The organism is Desulfosoma sp., from assembly GCF_052743555.1.
Window position 1 is genome coordinate 57,678 of sequence record NZ_JBRAHS010000002.1, and the last position, 15,991, is coordinate 73,668.

Below are 15,991 nucleotides of genomic sequence, written 5' to 3' on the forward strand. Positions count from 1 at the left end.
TTGTCATATTCCAGCACCGGTTTGAAGGCCCGTTCATGGAGACCCGCGCAGTATGGGTCATGATGAAACGAAGCGGCAGGAAAGATCGTCCTTCGGGGTCATTATGTGGGGCCGGCTGCGATGGCAAAAATATTCAAGGCCGCGTACAAACATGCCGATGAATACAGTGGTTGGTACGGCGCAAGGCATGGCGACCTGGGCATGGAGGAACCATCGATGACGAACAAAGAAAATCTCCTGGAAGAACTTAAGGATCTGGAAGAAACGTTGGAACTGACAGGGGTTTTTGACGATCAGGCGGTCGTGCGAAAAACCTTTCGCGTTCCCGTGAACGAACAAACACCAGTCACCTTTTTGATCAACGGCGTTTCTTTCCGCGTGGCCAATATCAGTGAAGGCGGTATGGGGTTTTTGGCGGAGTCCGGCGATGTGGCGGAGGTGGGTCAGAGCCTGGAGGGCTTGGAACTGCACTTCGGCGGCAGGTGCCTTCAGGCGAAGGGTACTGTTCGCCACGTGACGCCCTTGGAAGATTCCGGTTTTTTATACGGCCTTTCTTTGGATCTAAGCAGCGAAGACGATCGAACCTTCATGGTGGATTTCGTGCAAAGGGCCAGAGAGCGGTTTTTTGAACAGCACTGAGGCCCAAGGCCATGAGGTCCTGTCCCTTACGGTGCGGACCTCTCGAACCGCCAAGAGTGCACGAACATGGGCTAATCCTTGTTGGGTTTCGAAACGTTGGGGTGCACAGGAGGTATTTCGGTGGCGCCGTATCGAAAGGAGGAACCGATGGACATCATGGGGGCCTTGCTCAGGGGGGAAGCGCCCCAGGTGACCACGGAAGAAAACGACATCATTGAGCGGCTGGCTTTTTATTTGAGGCGCCTGGAACACCGAAGCGCCACCGTTGAACCCGAAGAGCGCCATGGAGCTCGGACTCGGCCCAAGGACACGCGGCCGAAAAAGAAGGTCACGTATTATTTGACTAAACTCATCATCCAGCACCTGGAAAAGGCCCAGCAGGGGTTGCTTGAAGCCTTCGACGGCGAGTCCAAGCCAAAAATTTCCAAATCCGTGGTTGTGGAAGCGGCTCTTCAAACAGCCCTACAGGAATTGGACGCCAAGGGACCGAAGAGTCGCCTGTTTCAAATGCTTCATGAAGTCTGCCTCAAAACCAAGGAGCCCAACCGGGCTACCAAGACGGCATCGGGGGGAAACGTTCCATGATTATTGTATGTCCTAGCTGCAATCGACAGCACAAGGTGGATGAGACGCGCCTTTCTGAAAAGGTGAAGGCCGCGAAATGCGTCTTTTGCGGGCACCGGTTTCCCATACTACGGCCCGCGGCTGCGGAATCGGAAACACCCAAGCCTGACGAGGCGACCCAGCTCGTTCAGAGCCCGGAATGGCCCAAGCGCCGCATTGCGGTGTCCTTGAGCAAAGGGGGCGTGGGTAAAACGACCACGGCGGTCAATCTGGCGGCAGGCTTGGCATTGGCTGGCTTTAAAGTGCTTTTGGTGGACACCGACACCCAGGGACAGGCGGCCTATATGCTCGGTGTGAAACCCAAAGCGGGATTAACGGAACTCATGACCGGCGAAGTCATTTCCGACGAATGCTTAGCCAAGCCCCGGGACCGCCTCTGGCTTTTGGCCGGCGGTCGTTCCTTGGCGGGTGTCAAACGGCTTATCGCACGCAAGGATTTTCGTGGAGAAATGACTTTGTCGGAAGCCTTGACGCCCATTGATGATCGCTTTGATTACGTGATAGTGGACACGTCCCCAGGCTGGGATGTCCTGACCATTAATGTGTTGTTTTATGTACAGGAAGTGCTGATTCCGGTGAGCCTTGAGGTGATGGCCATTCAGGGCCTGTTGGAATTCAATCGCAGCCTGGCCTCCGTCCAGAACTATCATAAGGATCTCGCGCTCAAGTACGTGGTGCCCACATTTCTGGACAAGCGGGTCAAGCAATCGGAAGAGATTCTCAACCAGTTGAGCACGCATTACAACAGTCGGCTGTGTTCTCCCATTCGCTACAATGTGCGTTTGTCCGAAGCGCCGGGCTACGGCAAGACCATATACGAATACGCTCCGGGTTCTCCGGGAGCCAAGGACTATCGCGACTTGGTTCGACGCGTGGCGGGCGATGAGACGCTTTTGAGCTGAGCGGGCACGGGTCGTCGGTGGTTCATGGCGTCCCGCCCGTGGCCCCTTCGCTTTTTGAAGGCACGGCCAAAAGACGTTTGCCCGAAGAACATGGACCGTTGTTCCAACATTTCCTGCAATTTCCTGCTTCCTTTTGCCTTTTTTGGGTTTGTGCCGACTTTTCCGCTGCACCGCATCCGCTCTTTTTCGGGCCTTTTGAGATCCCTTTCAAGGCCGACATGAGGCCTTGGTGTCGGCGTTTTTCGGCAACATCACCACAGGATACCATGCAGCGCCGTGTTCTGGGCGTCGTTGCCGCTATGGCCTATTTGGGATTCCCACGACCAGGGATGGGCGCCTAGGTTCGCAAGGATGTTCCATTGCGAACGATGGACGCCTGTGTTACAAGGCAGGCGCTTTGCCAGGGAAAATCTTTACCGGCCTGAGCCGGTCGAAACGGATGCGAGGAAGAGGGTCATGGACAGCCGATACAATCCGAAAAGTATTGAAAAAAAATGGCAAGATTACTGGGAGCGGGAACAGCTTTTTCGAGCCTCGGAAGATCCTGCCAAGAAAAAGTACTATCTTTTGGAAATGTTTCCGTATCCATCAGGCCGCATTCACATGGGCCATGTGCGCAATTATTCCATCGGGGACGTGGTGGCCAGGTTCCTTTCCATGCGCGGCTATAACGTGCTGCATCCCATGGGATGGGACGCTTTTGGCATGCCGGCCGAAAATGCGGCTATCAAGGCCAAGACCCATCCGGCCAAGTGGACTTACGAAAACATCGACTACATGCGCAGCCAACTCAAGCAGTTGGGCTTTTCCTACGACTGGTCCCGGGAATTTGCTACCTGTGATCCGTCCTACTATCGATGGGAACAACTGTTTTTTATCAGAATGTATGAAAGCGGACTGGCCTACAAGAAAAAATCCTATGTGAATTGGTGCAACACCTGCCAGACCGTGCTGGCCAACGAACAGGTGGAAGACGGCGCGTGCTGGCGCTGTGATCAGCCCGTCGTGCAAAAGGAAATGGAGCAATGGTTTTTTAAGATCACCGACTATGTGGAAGAGCTCCTGGAGTGGTTGGATAAGCTTCCCGGATGGCCGGAGCGGGTCTTGACCATGCAGCGCAATTGGATCGGCAAGAGCTTCGGCAGCACCATTCGGTTTCCTCTAGCTTCAGGCGAGGGGTTTATTGAAGTCTTTACCACCCGGGCCGATACGCTGTTTGGAGCCACCTTTATGAGCGTGGCTCCGGAACACCCCATGGTGGCGGCCCTGTGCCGAGGACATGATCAGGAACAGGCCGTGCTGGACTTTGTGGAAAAAGCCAAGCAGGCCAAGCGGGGAGAACGTGCCGTGGGGCTTCTGGAAAAGGAAGGCATCTTCACGGGATCCTACTGCATCAATCCCATGACCCAGGAGCGCATGCCCATTTATGTGGCCAACTTCGTGGTCATGGAATACGGCACGGGCGCTGTCATGGCGGTACCGGCCCATGACCAGAGGGACTTTGAGTTTGCCCGCAAATATGGCTTGCCCATCAAGGTGGTCATTAAGGAAAGCGACACGGCCGAAGTGTTCCATCCGGACCAACTGCCCCACGCCTATGAGGAGGACGGTGTGTTGGTCCATTCCGGCCCATACACGGGAATGAGCTCGGCCCAAGCCCGCGCGGCCATCACGCGGGATCTGGAAACAAGGGGGCTGGGAAGCCTCACTGTCCAATACCGGCTGCGGGACTGGGGCATTTCGCGCCAGCGCTACTGGGGCGCTCCCATTCCCATCGTGTACTGTGAGCGGTGTGGGACGGTTCCCGTCAAGGAGCAAGATCTTCCCGTGATTCTTCCTTTGGATTTGGAAATGCCGGAAAATGGCGCGTCGCCGTTGCCTTTGAGTGAGGCCTTTGTGAAGACCACATGTCCTCGATGCGGAGGCCCGGGACGACGCGAAACGGACACCATGGACACCTTTGTGGAGTCGTCCTGGTATTTTGCTCGGTTTGCCTGCGCCGACTACACCGAAGGGCCTCTGGACCACGGCCGTGTGCATTATTGGATGCCCGTGGATCAATACATCGGGGGTATCGAACATGCCGTGCTTCATCTGCTCTATTCCCGTTTTTTCACCAAAGTGCTTCGCGACATGGGGTACTTGGAGGTGGACGAACCCTTCACGAACCTGCTCACGCAAGGCATGGTGATCAAAGACGGCGCCAAGATGAGCAAGTCCAAGGGCAATGTGGTGGACCCCGATGATATGATTCGCACCTACGGAGCCGACACGGTCCGTCTATTCTGCCTCTTTGCCGCACCTCCGGAAAAGGAACTGGAATGGAGCGACCAGGGTGTGGAGGGGGCCTACCGGTTTCTTGGGCGCGTGTGGCGGCTTGTGGCGGAAAATCTGGAAAAGCTCAAAGCCGTGCCGCCTTATGACGGCCGTGACCCACTGCCGCAGCTCCTTCAAAGCCTGCATCGCAAGACCCATCAAACCATCAAGAAGGTCACGGAAGATATTGAGCAGAGGTTTCATTTCAACACGGCCATTGCCGCCATCATGGAACTGGTCAACGAAATTTACGGCCTTCTGGACAAGGCCAAGGAAGATGTGACGGCCTGGCCTGTGGTTCGAGAAGCCGTGGAAGCGGTCATTTTGATGCTTTCGCCTATGGCGCCTCACATCGCCGAGGAACTGTGGACTTCCTTGGGCATGCCGGCCAGTGTGGCCAAGAGGCCGTGGCCGACCTATCGAGAAGAAGCGCTGGCGGTGGAGACCGTTCTCGTGGTCGTGCAGGTGAATGGGAAATTGCGAAGCCGCCTGGTGGTTCCAGCGGACATTTCCGAGGAGGCGTTGAAGGAGGCGGCTTTGCAGGATGCCAAGATTCAAAATTTTCTGGCCGGCAAGCCCGTGCGCAAAGCCGTGGTGGTGCCTAAGAAACTGGTCAACATCGTGGTGTGAACCGTCTCGGGGCGAAGAGCTCGTCTGAAGCGACTTGTGGGGGCCGCTTTTGTTCCATTCTGGAGGAGCGCCGCAAGGCGCGATCTTCGCATGGACCTGTATGGCCACGGAACCCCCGCGGGCCCGGGGTCGCGGCTGACGCCGCTTCGAGAGCATCGGGCTGCAAGGACGTGGCCGAACCATTGTCGAACAGGCTCTTTGAAGGCCTTTCGAGCATGTCAACTTCGGTTGATTTGGGCCCCATAAATCGCTGCAATGGCTAAAGTTCCAATGGGCCAAAACGAGTTCTCAGACGGACTCTGAGGGACGATCATGAGCCGATACCTGCGAAACCTCATTGCACTAAGTCTTTTCCTGTGCTGTGGCGCGTGCGGGTATCGGTTGGCGGGAGACGGCGCCCAACTGGATCCGCGCATTCACACCGTGGCGGTGCCCGTTTTTGAAAACATGACGGCGGAACCGGGAATCGAAGCGGTTTTCACGGGCGCCTTGCGCCAGGAGTTTCTCACAAAGAGTCCGCTTCGCGTGGTGCCGGAATCCCAAGCGGACGCCGTCTTTATCGGGCGGATTCGCCGGCTTTGGACCGCTGATGTGGCCCACCGCGCAGCCCAGGACACCGTCCTCACCCGCCTGACCGTCACCCTGGATGTGCGCTGCGTGGAGCGAGAAACGGGCAAGATTTTATGGCAAGATCCAGCCCTGACCTATTTTGAAGACTATATGCAAAACCCGAAGGCCGTGGTTTCTTTTCAGAATCGCCAGGCCGCTTTGCAGAGGGCGGCTCGGGAAACGGCCGCCAGGATTTTTGATCGTTTTATGAGCCAATTTTAGCCTGCCATGGACAGCCGCCTTTTTTTCAAACACCTGCGCGAGGCTCCTCCTAAAAATATTTATCTTTTTCGAGGTGATGAAGCGGCCCTGATGGACAAGGCGTGGGAAGCGGTGCTGCAAGCCGTGCGCGACCTCGAAGGCCCATCGATTCAGGGGGAACAGTTGAATGCCAAGGAATCGTCCGTGCATGAGGTCGTAAGCCGGGCGCGCACGGCGCCCCTGTTCGCGCCGCGGCGGGTGCTTCGCGTGCGGGATGTGGATCTCTGGCCCAAAGAGCAGCGGGAGGTGCTGGAGCGCTATGCGGCGAACCCCAACCCTCGAACCCATTTCGTCTTGACAGTGGGGTCCAAAAAGAGCTGGAAGGGCCTGGAAAAGGCCGTGGAGGCGCAGGGTGTCATCGTGGATTTTCAACCCCTTCAGGAACGCCGACTGCCAGCCTGGGTTCAAGAAAAAGCGGCGGCATGGAACAAGACTATCACCCCATCGGCGGCCTCTTTGCTAGTGGAAGCCGTGGGCACAGATCTGCACGCCTTGGAAAAGGAGATCGAGAAACTGTGCCTTTACGTGGGGGAAGCGTCACAAATTACAACGGATGACGTGGAAGCCGCCTGCAGTTCCATGCGGTCGGAGCATGTCTTTAAGCTTATGGACCATGTGGCCGAAGGGCGGTGCGCAGCTGCCTTCGCCGTTCTTCGGCAAGCGCTGCAGAGAGGGGATGCGCCGCTAGGGCTTCTTGCTTTGATGACGCGCCATGTGCGCTTGCTGTGGCAGGTCAAGGACGGCCTTGCTCGAGGAGAAACGGTGCCGACCTTGGCTAAAAAACTGAGTCTTCCTCCCTTTGTCGTGGAAAAAACCGCCCGTTATGCCCACCACTTTTCTGAAGAGGCCCTCATGCAGCTGCACGGGACCCTCATGGCGACAGATCTTTCCCTGAAAACCACAGCCTTGGACCCGGAAAGGGCCCTGGAACTGCTCGTGTACCGTATGGGCGATTTCAGGGCGCAAAAGAAGGCGGCCGCCCCTTTGGGCCCGCCTTGTTAAATCCTGGGCACGCACAACAGAAAAAGTCCGGTTGTCTTGATAAGAGCGAAAGGCGATGTCAAGCGCTTTGCGCGGCCTTGAGCATATTGACTTTCTTGCTCAGCCTGGAAATCTTGCGCGATGCCGTGTTCCGGTGAATGGTGCCCTTGGCGGCGGTTTTTGCAATGATGGACGTTGTTTCTCGAAGCCGTTGCTCAGCCTCAGCCACGGCATTGGCGCGAATGGCTTCTTCCAGCTTCCGGATCGCCGTCTTCATGCGGCTTTTGCGCGCGCGGTTGCGCATGCGGCGTGCTTCACTCTGCTTGGCTCTTTTCAGGGCGGATTTGTGATTAGCCAAAACCTTTCCCTCCTTGTGTTGATCAACCGTCATGATGCCCCGAAAGCGCTCATGGTGCCTTTGGGGAAGCGATGCTTTCTAGCCGCCTTCAGGTTTTCTGTCAAGATGGTTTGCGCCTTTCACGGACGGATTTCCACGATTTCCAACTGGCGAAGGCCTTTGGGCGTCCGCACGGAGACGATGTCGCCTTCTTCCTTGCCGATCAAGGCTCTGCCCAAAGGCGAGCTGACGGACAGCGTGCCCGCTTGAATGTCCGCCTCGTAAGGGCCGACGAGCTTATAAGTGAGTTCTTCACCGCTGTCCAAGTCTTCCAGGACCACGGTGAGTCCAAACATGACCCGTCCTCCGTTGGAACCGTTGGTTTCGACGATTTCCGAATGAGCCAGTTTTTCCTGAATGTCGGCAATGCGCCCTTCGATGAGGGCCTGCTTTTCCTTGGCGGCTTCGTATTCGGCGTTTTCCGAAAGATCCCCGTGCCCTCGCGCTTCTTCAATGGCCTTGATCACCTTGGGGCGTTCTTCCTTTTGCAGCCGCTGCAATTCTTGACGCAATTTTTCATAGCCGTCCCGCGTAATTGGAACCCTTTCCATACCATGCCTCCAGGTTCGATAATGTCTCCGTCAAAACCGTGCCGCCCGTAAAATGAAAAAACGCACCCCCTGCCCTTCGAAGGGCGTGGGCACACGTCGACCAGAAAAAAAGAACGCACGGCTCTGAGGTGCCGATTCATTTATCGGGATTGGCTTTCAGAGTCAAGGTCCCTATCGTCATCAAAGGCTTCGGATTTTTTTTCACTTTTCAGGACGAATCATGGTATCTTTTTTAAAAAATCGCATGGGGTCTTGGGAAACGCATTGAGGATGTGCACATGGCCTTTTCGAGAAAAGACCTTCTCGGCATCCGGGATTTAGAGGTGGATGAAATTGAAACCATTCTCGACACCGCTGAATCCCTCAAAGAAATCAACACACGGTCCATCAAAAAGGTTCCCACCCTTCGAGGCAAGACGGTGGTGCATCTGTTCTATGAGCCCAGCACTCGAACGCGCACGTCCTTTGACATTGCAGCCAAGAGGCTCAGCGCTGACACCTACAGCATCGCCACTTCCACCAGTTCCATGGTGAAGGGGGAAACCTTTTTGGACACACTCAAGAATCTAGAAGCCATGCACCCGGATGTGTTCATCATTCGCCATTCGGCTTCGGGCACGCCCCACCGCATTGCGCAGCGCACCACGGTGTCCGTGATCAATGCCGGGGATGGCATGCATGAACATCCATCCCAAGCCCTCCTGGACATGTTGACCATTCGCCAACACAAAGGCCGGCTGGACGGTCTGACGGTGCTCATTGTCGGGGACATCGCCCACAGTCGGGTGGCTCGATCCAACATCTGGGGCCTGACCAAAATGGGGGCTCGTGTTCTGGTCTGCGGCCCACCCACCCTGCTGCCTGCGCACATGCAAGAGCTTCCCGTGACGGTGTCCGTGCGTTTGGAACCCGTGATTCCCTTGGCGGATGTCATCATGGTGCTTCGCCTGCAGAAGGAAAGGCAAAGGCAGGGGCTGTTGCCGTCCCTGCGCGAATACGCCACGTACTACGGCATTGATCGCAAGAAACTGGCGCACGCCAAACCCGATGTGCTCATCATGCATCCAGGCCCCATGAATCGCGGCGTGGAAATCAGTCCTGAAGTGGCCGATGGACCCCATTCGGTCATTTTGGATCAGGTGAGCAACGGGGTGGCGGTACGCATGGCGCTGCTGTACCTGTTGGTGCAACGAGAGGAATCGTCCGTGGGAACGGGCTGAAATGCCTGAGGATGACAAAGGAGGGAGCTGTGAAGATCGTCCTTCGTGGCGGTCGCCTTTTGGATCCGCAACGGCGCGTGGACAGGATCGGAGACCTGGTTGTTCGAGACGGCGTGATTCAGGCCGTGGTGTGGGAACCCTGCAACGTGAGGCCTTCTGCAGAGATCCGTGTGATCGATGTCAGAGGCAAATGGGTGACGCCGGCATGGGTGGACATGCACGTGCATTTGCGGGAACCCGGCGAAGAATACAAAGAGACCATCGCCACAGGGACCGCCGCGGCGGTGGCTGGAGGATTCGGCGCCGTGGCCTGCATGCCCAACACCACGCCGGTCAACGATTGTGCGGCGGTCACCCAATTTATTCTTCGCCGCGCCTCAGAACAAGGATACTGCCGCGTTTACCCCGTGGCGGCCATCAGCAAGGGACTCAGAGGCGAGGAGATGGCCGAGTTTGGAGAGCTTCGGGAAGCGGGTGCGGTGGCCGTTTCCGATGACGGCCGTCCCGTGATGAACGCAGCTTTGATGCGCAGGGCCCTGGAATACGCCAAGGCTTTTGACCTGGTGGTCATCAGTCATGCTGAAGATTTGACCTTGTCCCATGGAGGCCACATGCACGAAGGGCTTGTGTCCACGAAACTCGGACTGCAGGGCATTCCTGCCGCCGCGGAAGCCTCCATGGTCGCCCGCGACGTGCTTTTGGCCGAACTGACCGGCGGTCGATTGCATGTGGCCCATGTGAGCACGGAAGCTTCAGTGTGGATTCTTCGCCAGGCCAAGCGCCGAGGTCTTCCTGTGACCTGTGAAACCGCGCCCCATTACTTCACCTTGACCGACGAGGCCTTGGAAGGTTTCGATACCGTCTACAAAGTGAACCCCCCTTTGAGGACGCGCCGGGATGTGGAAGCCATCAAGGAAGCTCTGGCCGATGGCACCATCGACGCCATCGCCACAGATCATGCGCCGCACAGCGTTCTGGAAAAGGACACGGAGTTTCAGGACGCGGCCAACGGCATGATCGGCCTGGAATCTGCTCTGCCTCTGGTGCTGAACCTCATTCGAGAAGGGGTTGGCGATCCCTTGAGCATCTTGGCCAAAGTCACCTGTAATCCTTTGAAAATCCTTGGTGTTCCTTGCGGCGGATTGGAACCAGGTGCGCCGGCGCATGTCACGGTCATCGACCCCGATGCCGAATGGGTCGTGGAGCCGGAAAGCTTTCTTTCCAAAGGGCGCAATTGCCCGTTTCGAGGGTGGTCCGTCAAAGGGCGGGCGGTCATGACCTTGGTGGATGGCCTCGTGCGCTATCCCGTAGCTTAAGGAGCGCAAAGCCGCATGCCACACCATGCCGATAGGCGTCGAATCCTTGTGGTGGACGATGAACGCAGTATGCGGGAGTTCCTCGAAATCATGCTCCAAAAGGACGGCTATGCCGTCCGATGTGCGGCCAGCGGCGCAGAGGCCCTGAATCTTCTCAAGGAGCAGTCCTTTGATTTGGTCATCACCGATATTCGCATGAAACCCGTAGACGGATTGGAAGTCCTCAGACAATGCAAACAACTGTCTCCGTCCACGGTGGTCATCATGATTTCGGCGTATGCCAGCACGGAAACCGCTGTGGCCGCCATGCGCGAAGGGGCCTACGACTATTTGCCCAAGCCCTTTAAGATCGATGAAATGCGCCGGGTCATTCAAAATGCCCTGAAGACCCAAGGCCGTGGAGTGCCCCCCCATGTGCGTCAGGGTCCCTTGCATTTTGGATGCATGATTGGGGAAAGCCCAGCCATGAAGAAGATCTACGAGCTCATTGAAAGGGTGTCGGCCACCACGAGCAATGTGCTGATCACTGGAGAAAGCGGTACAGGCAAGGAGTTGGTGGCCAAAGCCATTCACAAGAGGAGTCCTCGAGGGGAAAAACCTTTCGTGGCCGTCAACTGTGCAGGTGTTCCCGAAGCGCTCATCGAAAGTGAACTCTTCGGCTATCGAAAAGGCGCCTTTACAGGGGCCACCATGGATCGCAAGGGGCTCGTGGAAGCCTCCCAGGGTGGCACACTTTTCTTGGACGAAATCGGGGAATTGTCTCCCAGCCTGCAGGTCAAGCTTCTGCGCGTGGTTCAGGAAAAGACCATTCGCATGCTTGGGGATACCGCTGACATTCCTGTGGATGTGCGCATCATTTCGGCTACCAATCAGGATCTTGAGCGCATGGTCATCGACCGTCAATTTCGGGAAGACCTCTATTTCCGGCTCAACGTGATCCATCTGCACATCCCTCCTCTGAGGGAACGCCGCGAAGATATTCCCCTGCTTGCCGATTACTTTCTGGCCAAGTTTTCCAAGACCTTCGGCAAGGACATTCAAAAGATTTCCTCCTATGCCATGGATATTTTGAAGCAATATGATTTTCCGGGGAATGTGCGTGAGCTGGAAAACATTATTGAACGAGGCGTGGCCCTCGAATCTTCGAGCATCATTTTGCCGGAAAGCTTGACCATTGCCACCTCGCGCAGGAAGCGCGAGGATGACCAGGAACCGTTCTGGCCCATCCTGCCCCCCCAGGGCATGAATCTTCCCAAGTACCTGGCCGATCTGGAAAAGAGTTTGCTCCTTCAAGCACTGGAGCGGTCCGGAGGCTCCAAGCATAAAGCCGCGCAACTTCTGGGACTGACCTTTCGATCCTTTCGCTATCGGCTCTTCAAGCACGGCCTCTCCTCCGAAGAGGACGACGATCTGTCAGGGCGTAAACCCCTCTGATGCCCGACCCCACACCGAGTGCTCGCCCGTTTTTTACCGTCTTTTGCATCCTCGCGGTACCCCTGAAGCGTGTCCGAGAATGGCTTTTGGGGGCCGTTTTCGTTTCATTCTGTGGGAGTGCCGCAAGGCGCGATAAGACGTCGCGGCTTGCGCCGCTGCTGTTGATGGAGTTTTCGAAGAGGCCCCCTTGGGCCATGTCGTTTATCCGTGAAAGGAGAGCAGCAGGGCGTAGGTCCAACCGGAGACCAAGGTCAGTAGGGACGTGGCGGCGGCGGCCAGTTGCGTGTCCCCACCAAGCTCCAGGGCCATGATGTAGGTCACGGTGGCCGGCGGGGCCGCCGTGAGAATGAGCACGGGGGTGTGAAACGCTGCAGGCACATGCCACCAATGCATCAGCCCGTAAGCGATCAAAGGAAAAAGAAAAAGCTTCAGAAGCCCGATGACACTCATGGCCGGAAGCAGCTTGGTGAATGCGTGAAAGGAGAGCGAGGTGCCGATGAGCAGCAGAGCCAAAGGGAGCGCCATGCCGGAGAGGATTTTTAGGGATTGCGAGATGGCGGGATGTAGGGAAAGGGAAAGGTAGGAAAACACGGTGCCCGCGGTCACCGAAACGATGATGGGGTTGGTGGCGACGCGCTTCAGGGTCTCCAGAAAATCAAAGCGGTCGTGGCCGAAAGAGGCGGGGTTTTTCGGCTTGTAGTAGGCAAAGACGCAAACGGCCAACAGGTTCTGGGCCACAATAAGAAAGCTGCTCAGAATGGCGGTTTGCGCAAAGGATTTTTCTCCCAAAGCATAGAAAGCGATGGCGTAGGCCATGTAGCCCAGATTGCCGTGAAAGGTGCTATGGACGAAAGTGGCCTTAAAGGAGGCAGGGCGGTGGGTGAGGTGCGCCAGGCAGAACCCGATGGCGGTCACCACGCCAAGTCCGGCCAGCATGGAAACAACAGCGATCCCATCAAAGTTTTCTGAAAAGGACGAGCGCGCCACTTCGTGAAACAGCATGGCGGGAACAGCCACGTAATAGACGAGCCGATTGGCTGAGGCGATGAAGATGTTTTCGACGAATCGCCGATGCATGAGCACGTAACCGAGACCGATGATGGAAAAGACGGGAAGAATGTGGGTGACGAAAACCTTGAGCATGGGCAACCTCCAAGCTCCGGACGGGGTTTTGAGTTTCTCACGGGAAAAGGCTTGACCTGCACCCGACTCGGTTTTAATAGGTTCGAGACCTTATGGGGTAAAGCTCAGAATGACAATGGAGAACGCCGATGGCCAAAGACATGGACAAAGACGAATTGATGGAAGATTACGAAGACGACAGCCTGGACTTTGAAGGCGGTGGAGATTTGGATTTTGAAGACGAAGAGGACGGGATTCTCATCGAAGATGAAGACGATGTGATGCCGTCCGTGCTTCTCAAGGGAAGCCCAAAGCCCAAAACGGAAGAAGATTGGCGTGCCCGTCTCCTGGAAGCCAGCCGGGAAGGGGTTCCTGAGTACAATATGGCCGATGTGTACAAAGAAGGGGACTTGATCTGGCATCCCGTTTTTGGACTGGGCGTTGTGAGTCATGTGATCACGCCCAGGAAAATGGAAGTGGTGTATGAGAACAGCAAGAAACTGATGGCCATGAACATTGTTCCTCCCGCCTTCCAGGCCAAGGACGCCTAATCGCGCGGCCTTGACCCTTGAGGATAAAGGGTACCGCCTATTATGGAAGCCGCTGTTCCGGAACGCGGGGCAAGAGCCTCGCGAAAAGGCTCGACTTTTTCCATAAGAAACCGGTGGACCACAGGAGAGCCGGCCACGATGTGGCCGTTTTCCAGGTACGCCGAAGTGCCCCAAAAGTCCGTGACCCAGCCCTTTGTTTCTTGAATGAGCAAGGCCGCAGCGGCCATGTCCCAGGGTTTCAGTCCGGTTTCCCAAAATCCCTGGACGCGTCCAGCCGCCACATACGCGAGATCCAAGGCGGCGGAGCCGGCTCGTCGAATCCCGCTGACCTTCGAAAACACCCCCTTGAAAACTTCAAGGTACGCGTCCAAAAGATCTTTCGAGCGAAAGGGGAATCCGGTGGCCACCAGAGCTTCGTGCAAGGGTGTCTGCGGTATGGGGCAAAGAGGGCGATCGTTGCACCAGGCTCCGGTGCCTTTGTGCGCCTCAAAGAGTTCACGGCGCAAGGGGTCATAGACCCACCCCATGACGACGGTCCCTTGAACCGCCAAAGCGATGGAAATGGCGATCATGGGAAATCCATGAATGAAGTTGGTGGTGCCGTCCAACGGATCCACAATCCAGACGTGGGAGGCTGAACGCCTCTCTACAGGGCGTTCTTCAGACATCAAGGTGTGGTCGGGAAAGGAGCGGCGTAGGCGGTTCAGGATGAGCTCTTCGCACCATCGATCCACCTCGGTGACATAGTCGAAAGCCCCTTTGCTTTCGATGGCCGGCGACACCTGGGACTGAAATTTTTGGCGAATGTGCGCCCCGGCTTCAAAGATAGCCAATCGCGCGGTGGTGCGGGCCAAGAGGGCTTCTCGGGGTGAGAGCAGGGAGCTGAGCGACGGGCTGTGCTGGGAATTTTTCACCGTAGCCTCCTTGAAAGCGTCTGCGTTACATTGCCGACCGTAATATTTTCCATGTCCTTATCCCTGAAAGGGGCAGCCCATGACAATAGATTTTCATGTGCACACTTTTCCTCCGGACATCGTGGCCGATCGGGAGCGGTACTTTGATGCCGAGCCGGCCTTTAGAGCGCTTTACGGGCATTCTAAGGCTCGGCTCGTGGACACGGACAAGCTCCTGGAATTCATGGATCAAAATGGTGTCCACGCTGCGGTGATCTTTGGATTTCCTTGGAAGCAGGAGGATACGGCCCGCCGCCACAATGATTACGTGCTGGAATCGGCGGCGCGGGCTCCACAGCGCCTGATTCCTCTCGCCTGTTTCGATCCTCTTGCTCCCTGGGCCGTGAAGGAAGCGTCCCGATGCCTTGAGCTCGGGGCGGCGGGGTTGGGAGAATTGGCCGTCTACGAGGGGTGCGAGGAAGACCGGGCCGTGCGGGCCTATGAAGCGCTCATGGCGCTATGCCGCTCCCCAAAAAGGCTTGTGCTTCTGCATGCCAATGAACCCGTGGGGCACGCTTATCCCGGAAAGGCGCCCTTTGGCGTGCGTTTCTATTATCAACTGGCTGCTCTGTGCCGCGACGTCCCTCTTATCCTGGCCCATTGGGGTGGAGGGCTGTTTTTCTACGAATTGCTCAAGAAGGAAGCTCCGGAGACACTGGCCCATGTCTTCTACGACACCGCCGCATCCCCTTTCCTGTATCGCAGCGCCGTGTATCGACAGGCCATTGACATTGTGGGCTTCGAACGCATCCTCTTCGGCAGCGACTATCCTTTGCTTCCACCGAGCCGGTATGAAAAGGACATGGATGAGGCGGGGTTAAACGCGGGGGAGAAAGCGGCCATTCTCGGAGGCAACGCGGCGCGGCTGCTGACCCAAGAGGATCTCGCCTTGCCGTCAAGGTTAGGGGTTTCGTTGGCGCACCCCTGACGCCCATGGCCCCCCTGTTTCGCGGCATGGTGCTGGGCCGAGGAAGCCTTCGCGGAAATGCGTGGGGCGTGGTCCTTTGCAGACAAGACGTTCCTTATAATCATAGGGTATTCTTTGCCTAGGGAAGGTTCGTTGATGCCATGGGGCATGCCCTTTGCAGCCTCGATGGGCGCGCTGCCGTCGATGCGGACATTCAGGAACGCTGGCTTGCGGCGCTCCTCCTGAAGGCGTTTTCGGATGGGCTCATGCGAGGTTGCCCGAGAACGTCTTCTCTTGGCATTCATCAAGCCCAGCATGTGGCGGTGAAGGGAACGCGTTCATCGAGGACCGCGCCATTGGGAAGGACCGGCTCCTGTCGGTCCGCAGTTTCCCAAACCCGGAAAGCACTTCTCGGCGAGGGAAGGCCATAGGGGACGCGCAGAAGCGCGTCCCTCCGTCACCGGGGATCGTCCCTCTTTTCACCTAAAGCCAGGCCGACAATGGTTTGGCCGCGCCCTTTTGGCTTGAGGTCGTGAGAGCACCGCAAGGCGCCATGAAAAAGTGCGGCTTGCGCCGCT

15 protein-coding genes are annotated in these 15,991 nt (G+C 56.8%); 11 read left to right on the plus strand and 4 right to left on the minus strand.

The window, feature by feature from the left end; genetic code table 11:
- The first annotated feature begins 216 nt into the window (after positions 1-216).
- From ACUVSA_RS01750 to holA, 6 genes are all read left to right on the plus strand, one after another.
- Positions 217-639 carry a PilZ domain-containing protein gene (locus tag ACUVSA_RS01750; protein WP_445893560.1) on the plus strand — a complete coding sequence of 141 codons (423 nt, stop codon included), beginning with the start codon at positions 217-219 and terminating at the stop codon, positions 637-639.
- Between the two features lie 147 nt (positions 640-786).
- The gene (locus tag ACUVSA_RS01755) at positions 787-1,224 is read left to right on the plus strand and encodes a hypothetical protein (RefSeq protein WP_445893561.1); all 438 of its coding nucleotides are present in this window, start codon (positions 787-789) and stop codon (positions 1,222-1,224) included.
- Positions 1,221-2,165: an AAA family ATPase gene (locus tag ACUVSA_RS01760; protein WP_445893562.1), complete on the plus strand. Its 945-nt coding sequence runs from the start codon at positions 1,221-1,223 to the stop codon at positions 2,163-2,165. Before ACUVSA_RS01755 ends, ACUVSA_RS01760 begins: the two co-directional genes overlap by 4 nt.
- A 456-nt stretch (positions 2,166-2,621) precedes the next feature.
- Complete coding sequence (leuS, locus tag ACUVSA_RS01765; RefSeq protein WP_445890699.1) at positions 2,622-5,111, plus strand: leucine--tRNA ligase; 2,490 nt, start codon at positions 2,622-2,624, stop codon at positions 5,109-5,111.
- 312 nt (positions 5,112-5,423) lie between these two features.
- On the plus strand, positions 5,424-5,942 hold the full coding sequence (lptE, locus tag ACUVSA_RS01770) for an LPS assembly lipoprotein LptE (protein ID WP_445890698.1): 519 nt from the start codon (positions 5,424-5,426) through the stop codon (positions 5,940-5,942).
- A 6-nt stretch (positions 5,943-5,948) separates the two neighbouring features.
- Positions 5,949-6,983, plus strand: coding sequence for a DNA polymerase III subunit delta (gene holA, locus ACUVSA_RS01775; RefSeq protein ID WP_445893563.1), 1,035 nt, complete (start codon positions 5,949-5,951; stop codon positions 6,981-6,983).
- 58 nt (positions 6,984-7,041) lie between these two features.
- Here the strand turns inward: holA and rpsT are convergent, their stop codons facing one another.
- Together rpsT and greA are read right to left on the minus strand one after the other, a co-directional pair.
- Complete coding sequence (gene rpsT / locus ACUVSA_RS01780; protein WP_445890696.1) at positions 7,042-7,320, minus strand: 30S ribosomal protein S20; 279 nt, start codon at positions 7,318-7,320, stop codon at positions 7,042-7,044.
- Between the two features lie 119 nt (positions 7,321-7,439).
- Positions 7,440-7,910, minus strand: a complete 471-nt coding sequence (greA, locus tag ACUVSA_RS01785; RefSeq protein ID WP_445890695.1) for a transcription elongation factor GreA — start codon at positions 7,908-7,910, stop codon at positions 7,440-7,442.
- A 278-nt stretch (positions 7,911-8,188) separates the two neighbouring features.
- Between greA and ACUVSA_RS01790 the strand changes: the two genes are divergently transcribed.
- The 3 genes from ACUVSA_RS01790 to ACUVSA_RS01800 are packed head-to-tail and all read left to right on the plus strand — an operon-like array spanning position 8,189 to position 11,880.
- On the plus strand, positions 8,189-9,130 hold the full coding sequence (locus tag ACUVSA_RS01790; protein ID WP_445890694.1) for an aspartate carbamoyltransferase catalytic subunit: 942 nt from the start codon (positions 8,189-8,191) through the stop codon (positions 9,128-9,130).
- A gap of 11 nt (positions 9,131-9,141) precedes the next feature.
- Positions 9,142-10,446, plus strand: a complete 1,305-nt coding sequence (locus ACUVSA_RS01795) for a dihydroorotase (RefSeq protein ID WP_445893564.1) — start codon at positions 9,142-9,144, stop codon at positions 10,444-10,446.
- 15 nt (positions 10,447-10,461) lie between these two features.
- Positions 10,462-11,880: a sigma-54-dependent transcriptional regulator gene (locus tag ACUVSA_RS01800; RefSeq protein WP_445893565.1), complete on the plus strand. Its 1,419-nt coding sequence runs from the start codon at positions 10,462-10,464 to the stop codon at positions 11,878-11,880.
- Positions 11,881-12,081: 201 nt separating this feature from the next.
- Here the strand turns inward: ACUVSA_RS01800 and ACUVSA_RS01805 are convergent, their stop codons facing one another.
- Positions 12,082-13,023, minus strand: coding sequence for an AEC family transporter (locus ACUVSA_RS01805; RefSeq protein ID WP_445893566.1), 942 nt, complete (start codon positions 13,021-13,023; stop codon positions 12,082-12,084).
- Positions 13,024-13,151: 128 nt separating this feature from the next.
- Here ACUVSA_RS01805 and ACUVSA_RS01810 point away from each other — a divergent pair, with 128 nt between their 5' ends.
- The gene (locus ACUVSA_RS01810) at positions 13,152-13,553 is read left to right on the plus strand and encodes a hypothetical protein (protein ID WP_445890690.1); all 402 of its coding nucleotides are present in this window, start codon (positions 13,152-13,154) and stop codon (positions 13,551-13,553) included.
- Here the strand turns inward: ACUVSA_RS01810 and ACUVSA_RS01815 are convergent.
- On the minus strand, positions 13,550-14,467 hold the full coding sequence (locus tag ACUVSA_RS01815; RefSeq protein WP_445893567.1) for an inositol monophosphatase family protein: 918 nt from the start codon (positions 14,465-14,467) through the stop codon (positions 13,550-13,552). The two genes, ACUVSA_RS01810 and ACUVSA_RS01815, sit on opposite strands and share 4 nt — an antisense overlap.
- Before the next feature lie 79 nt (positions 14,468-14,546).
- Between ACUVSA_RS01815 and ACUVSA_RS01820 the strand changes: the two genes are divergently transcribed.
- Complete coding sequence (locus ACUVSA_RS01820) at positions 14,547-15,434, plus strand: amidohydrolase family protein (protein ID WP_445890688.1); 888 nt, start codon at positions 14,547-14,549, stop codon at positions 15,432-15,434.
- The last annotated feature ends 557 nt before the right edge of the window (positions 15,435-15,991 follow it).

Coding starts and splice junctions, on each gene's coding strand:
- ACUVSA_RS01750 (WP_445893560.1), top strand. CDS start 217: ATGACGAACAAAGAAAATCTCCTGGAAGAACTTAAGGATCTGGAAGAA.
- ACUVSA_RS01755 (WP_445893561.1), top strand. CDS start 787: ATGGACATCATGGGGGCCTTGCTCAGGGGGGAAGCGCCCCAGGTGACC.
- ACUVSA_RS01760 (WP_445893562.1), top strand. CDS start 1,221: ATGATTATTGTATGTCCTAGCTGCAATCGACAGCACAAGGTGGATGAG.
- leuS (WP_445890699.1), top strand. CDS start 2,622: ATGGACAGCCGATACAATCCGAAAAGTATTGAAAAAAAATGGCAAGAT.
- lptE (WP_445890698.1), top strand. CDS start 5,424: ATGAGCCGATACCTGCGAAACCTCATTGCACTAAGTCTTTTCCTGTGC.
- holA (WP_445893563.1), top strand. CDS start 5,949: ATGGACAGCCGCCTTTTTTTCAAACACCTGCGCGAGGCTCCTCCTAAA.
- greA (WP_445890695.1), bottom strand. CDS start 7,910: ATGGAAAGGGTTCCAATTACGCGGGACGGCTATGAAAAATTGCGTCAA.
- ACUVSA_RS01790 (WP_445890694.1), top strand. CDS start 8,189: ATGGCCTTTTCGAGAAAAGACCTTCTCGGCATCCGGGATTTAGAGGTG.
- ACUVSA_RS01795 (WP_445893564.1), top strand. CDS start 9,142: ATGACAAAGGAGGGAGCTGTGAAGATCGTCCTTCGTGGCGGTCGCCTT.
- ACUVSA_RS01800 (WP_445893565.1), top strand. CDS start 10,462: ATGCCACACCATGCCGATAGGCGTCGAATCCTTGTGGTGGACGATGAA.
- ACUVSA_RS01805 (WP_445893566.1), bottom strand. CDS start 13,023: ATGCTCAAGGTTTTCGTCACCCACATTCTTCCCGTCTTTTCCATCATC.
- ACUVSA_RS01810 (WP_445890690.1), top strand. CDS start 13,152: ATGGCCAAAGACATGGACAAAGACGAATTGATGGAAGATTACGAAGAC.
- ACUVSA_RS01820 (WP_445890688.1), top strand. CDS start 14,547: ATGACAATAGATTTTCATGTGCACACTTTTCCTCCGGACATCGTGGCC.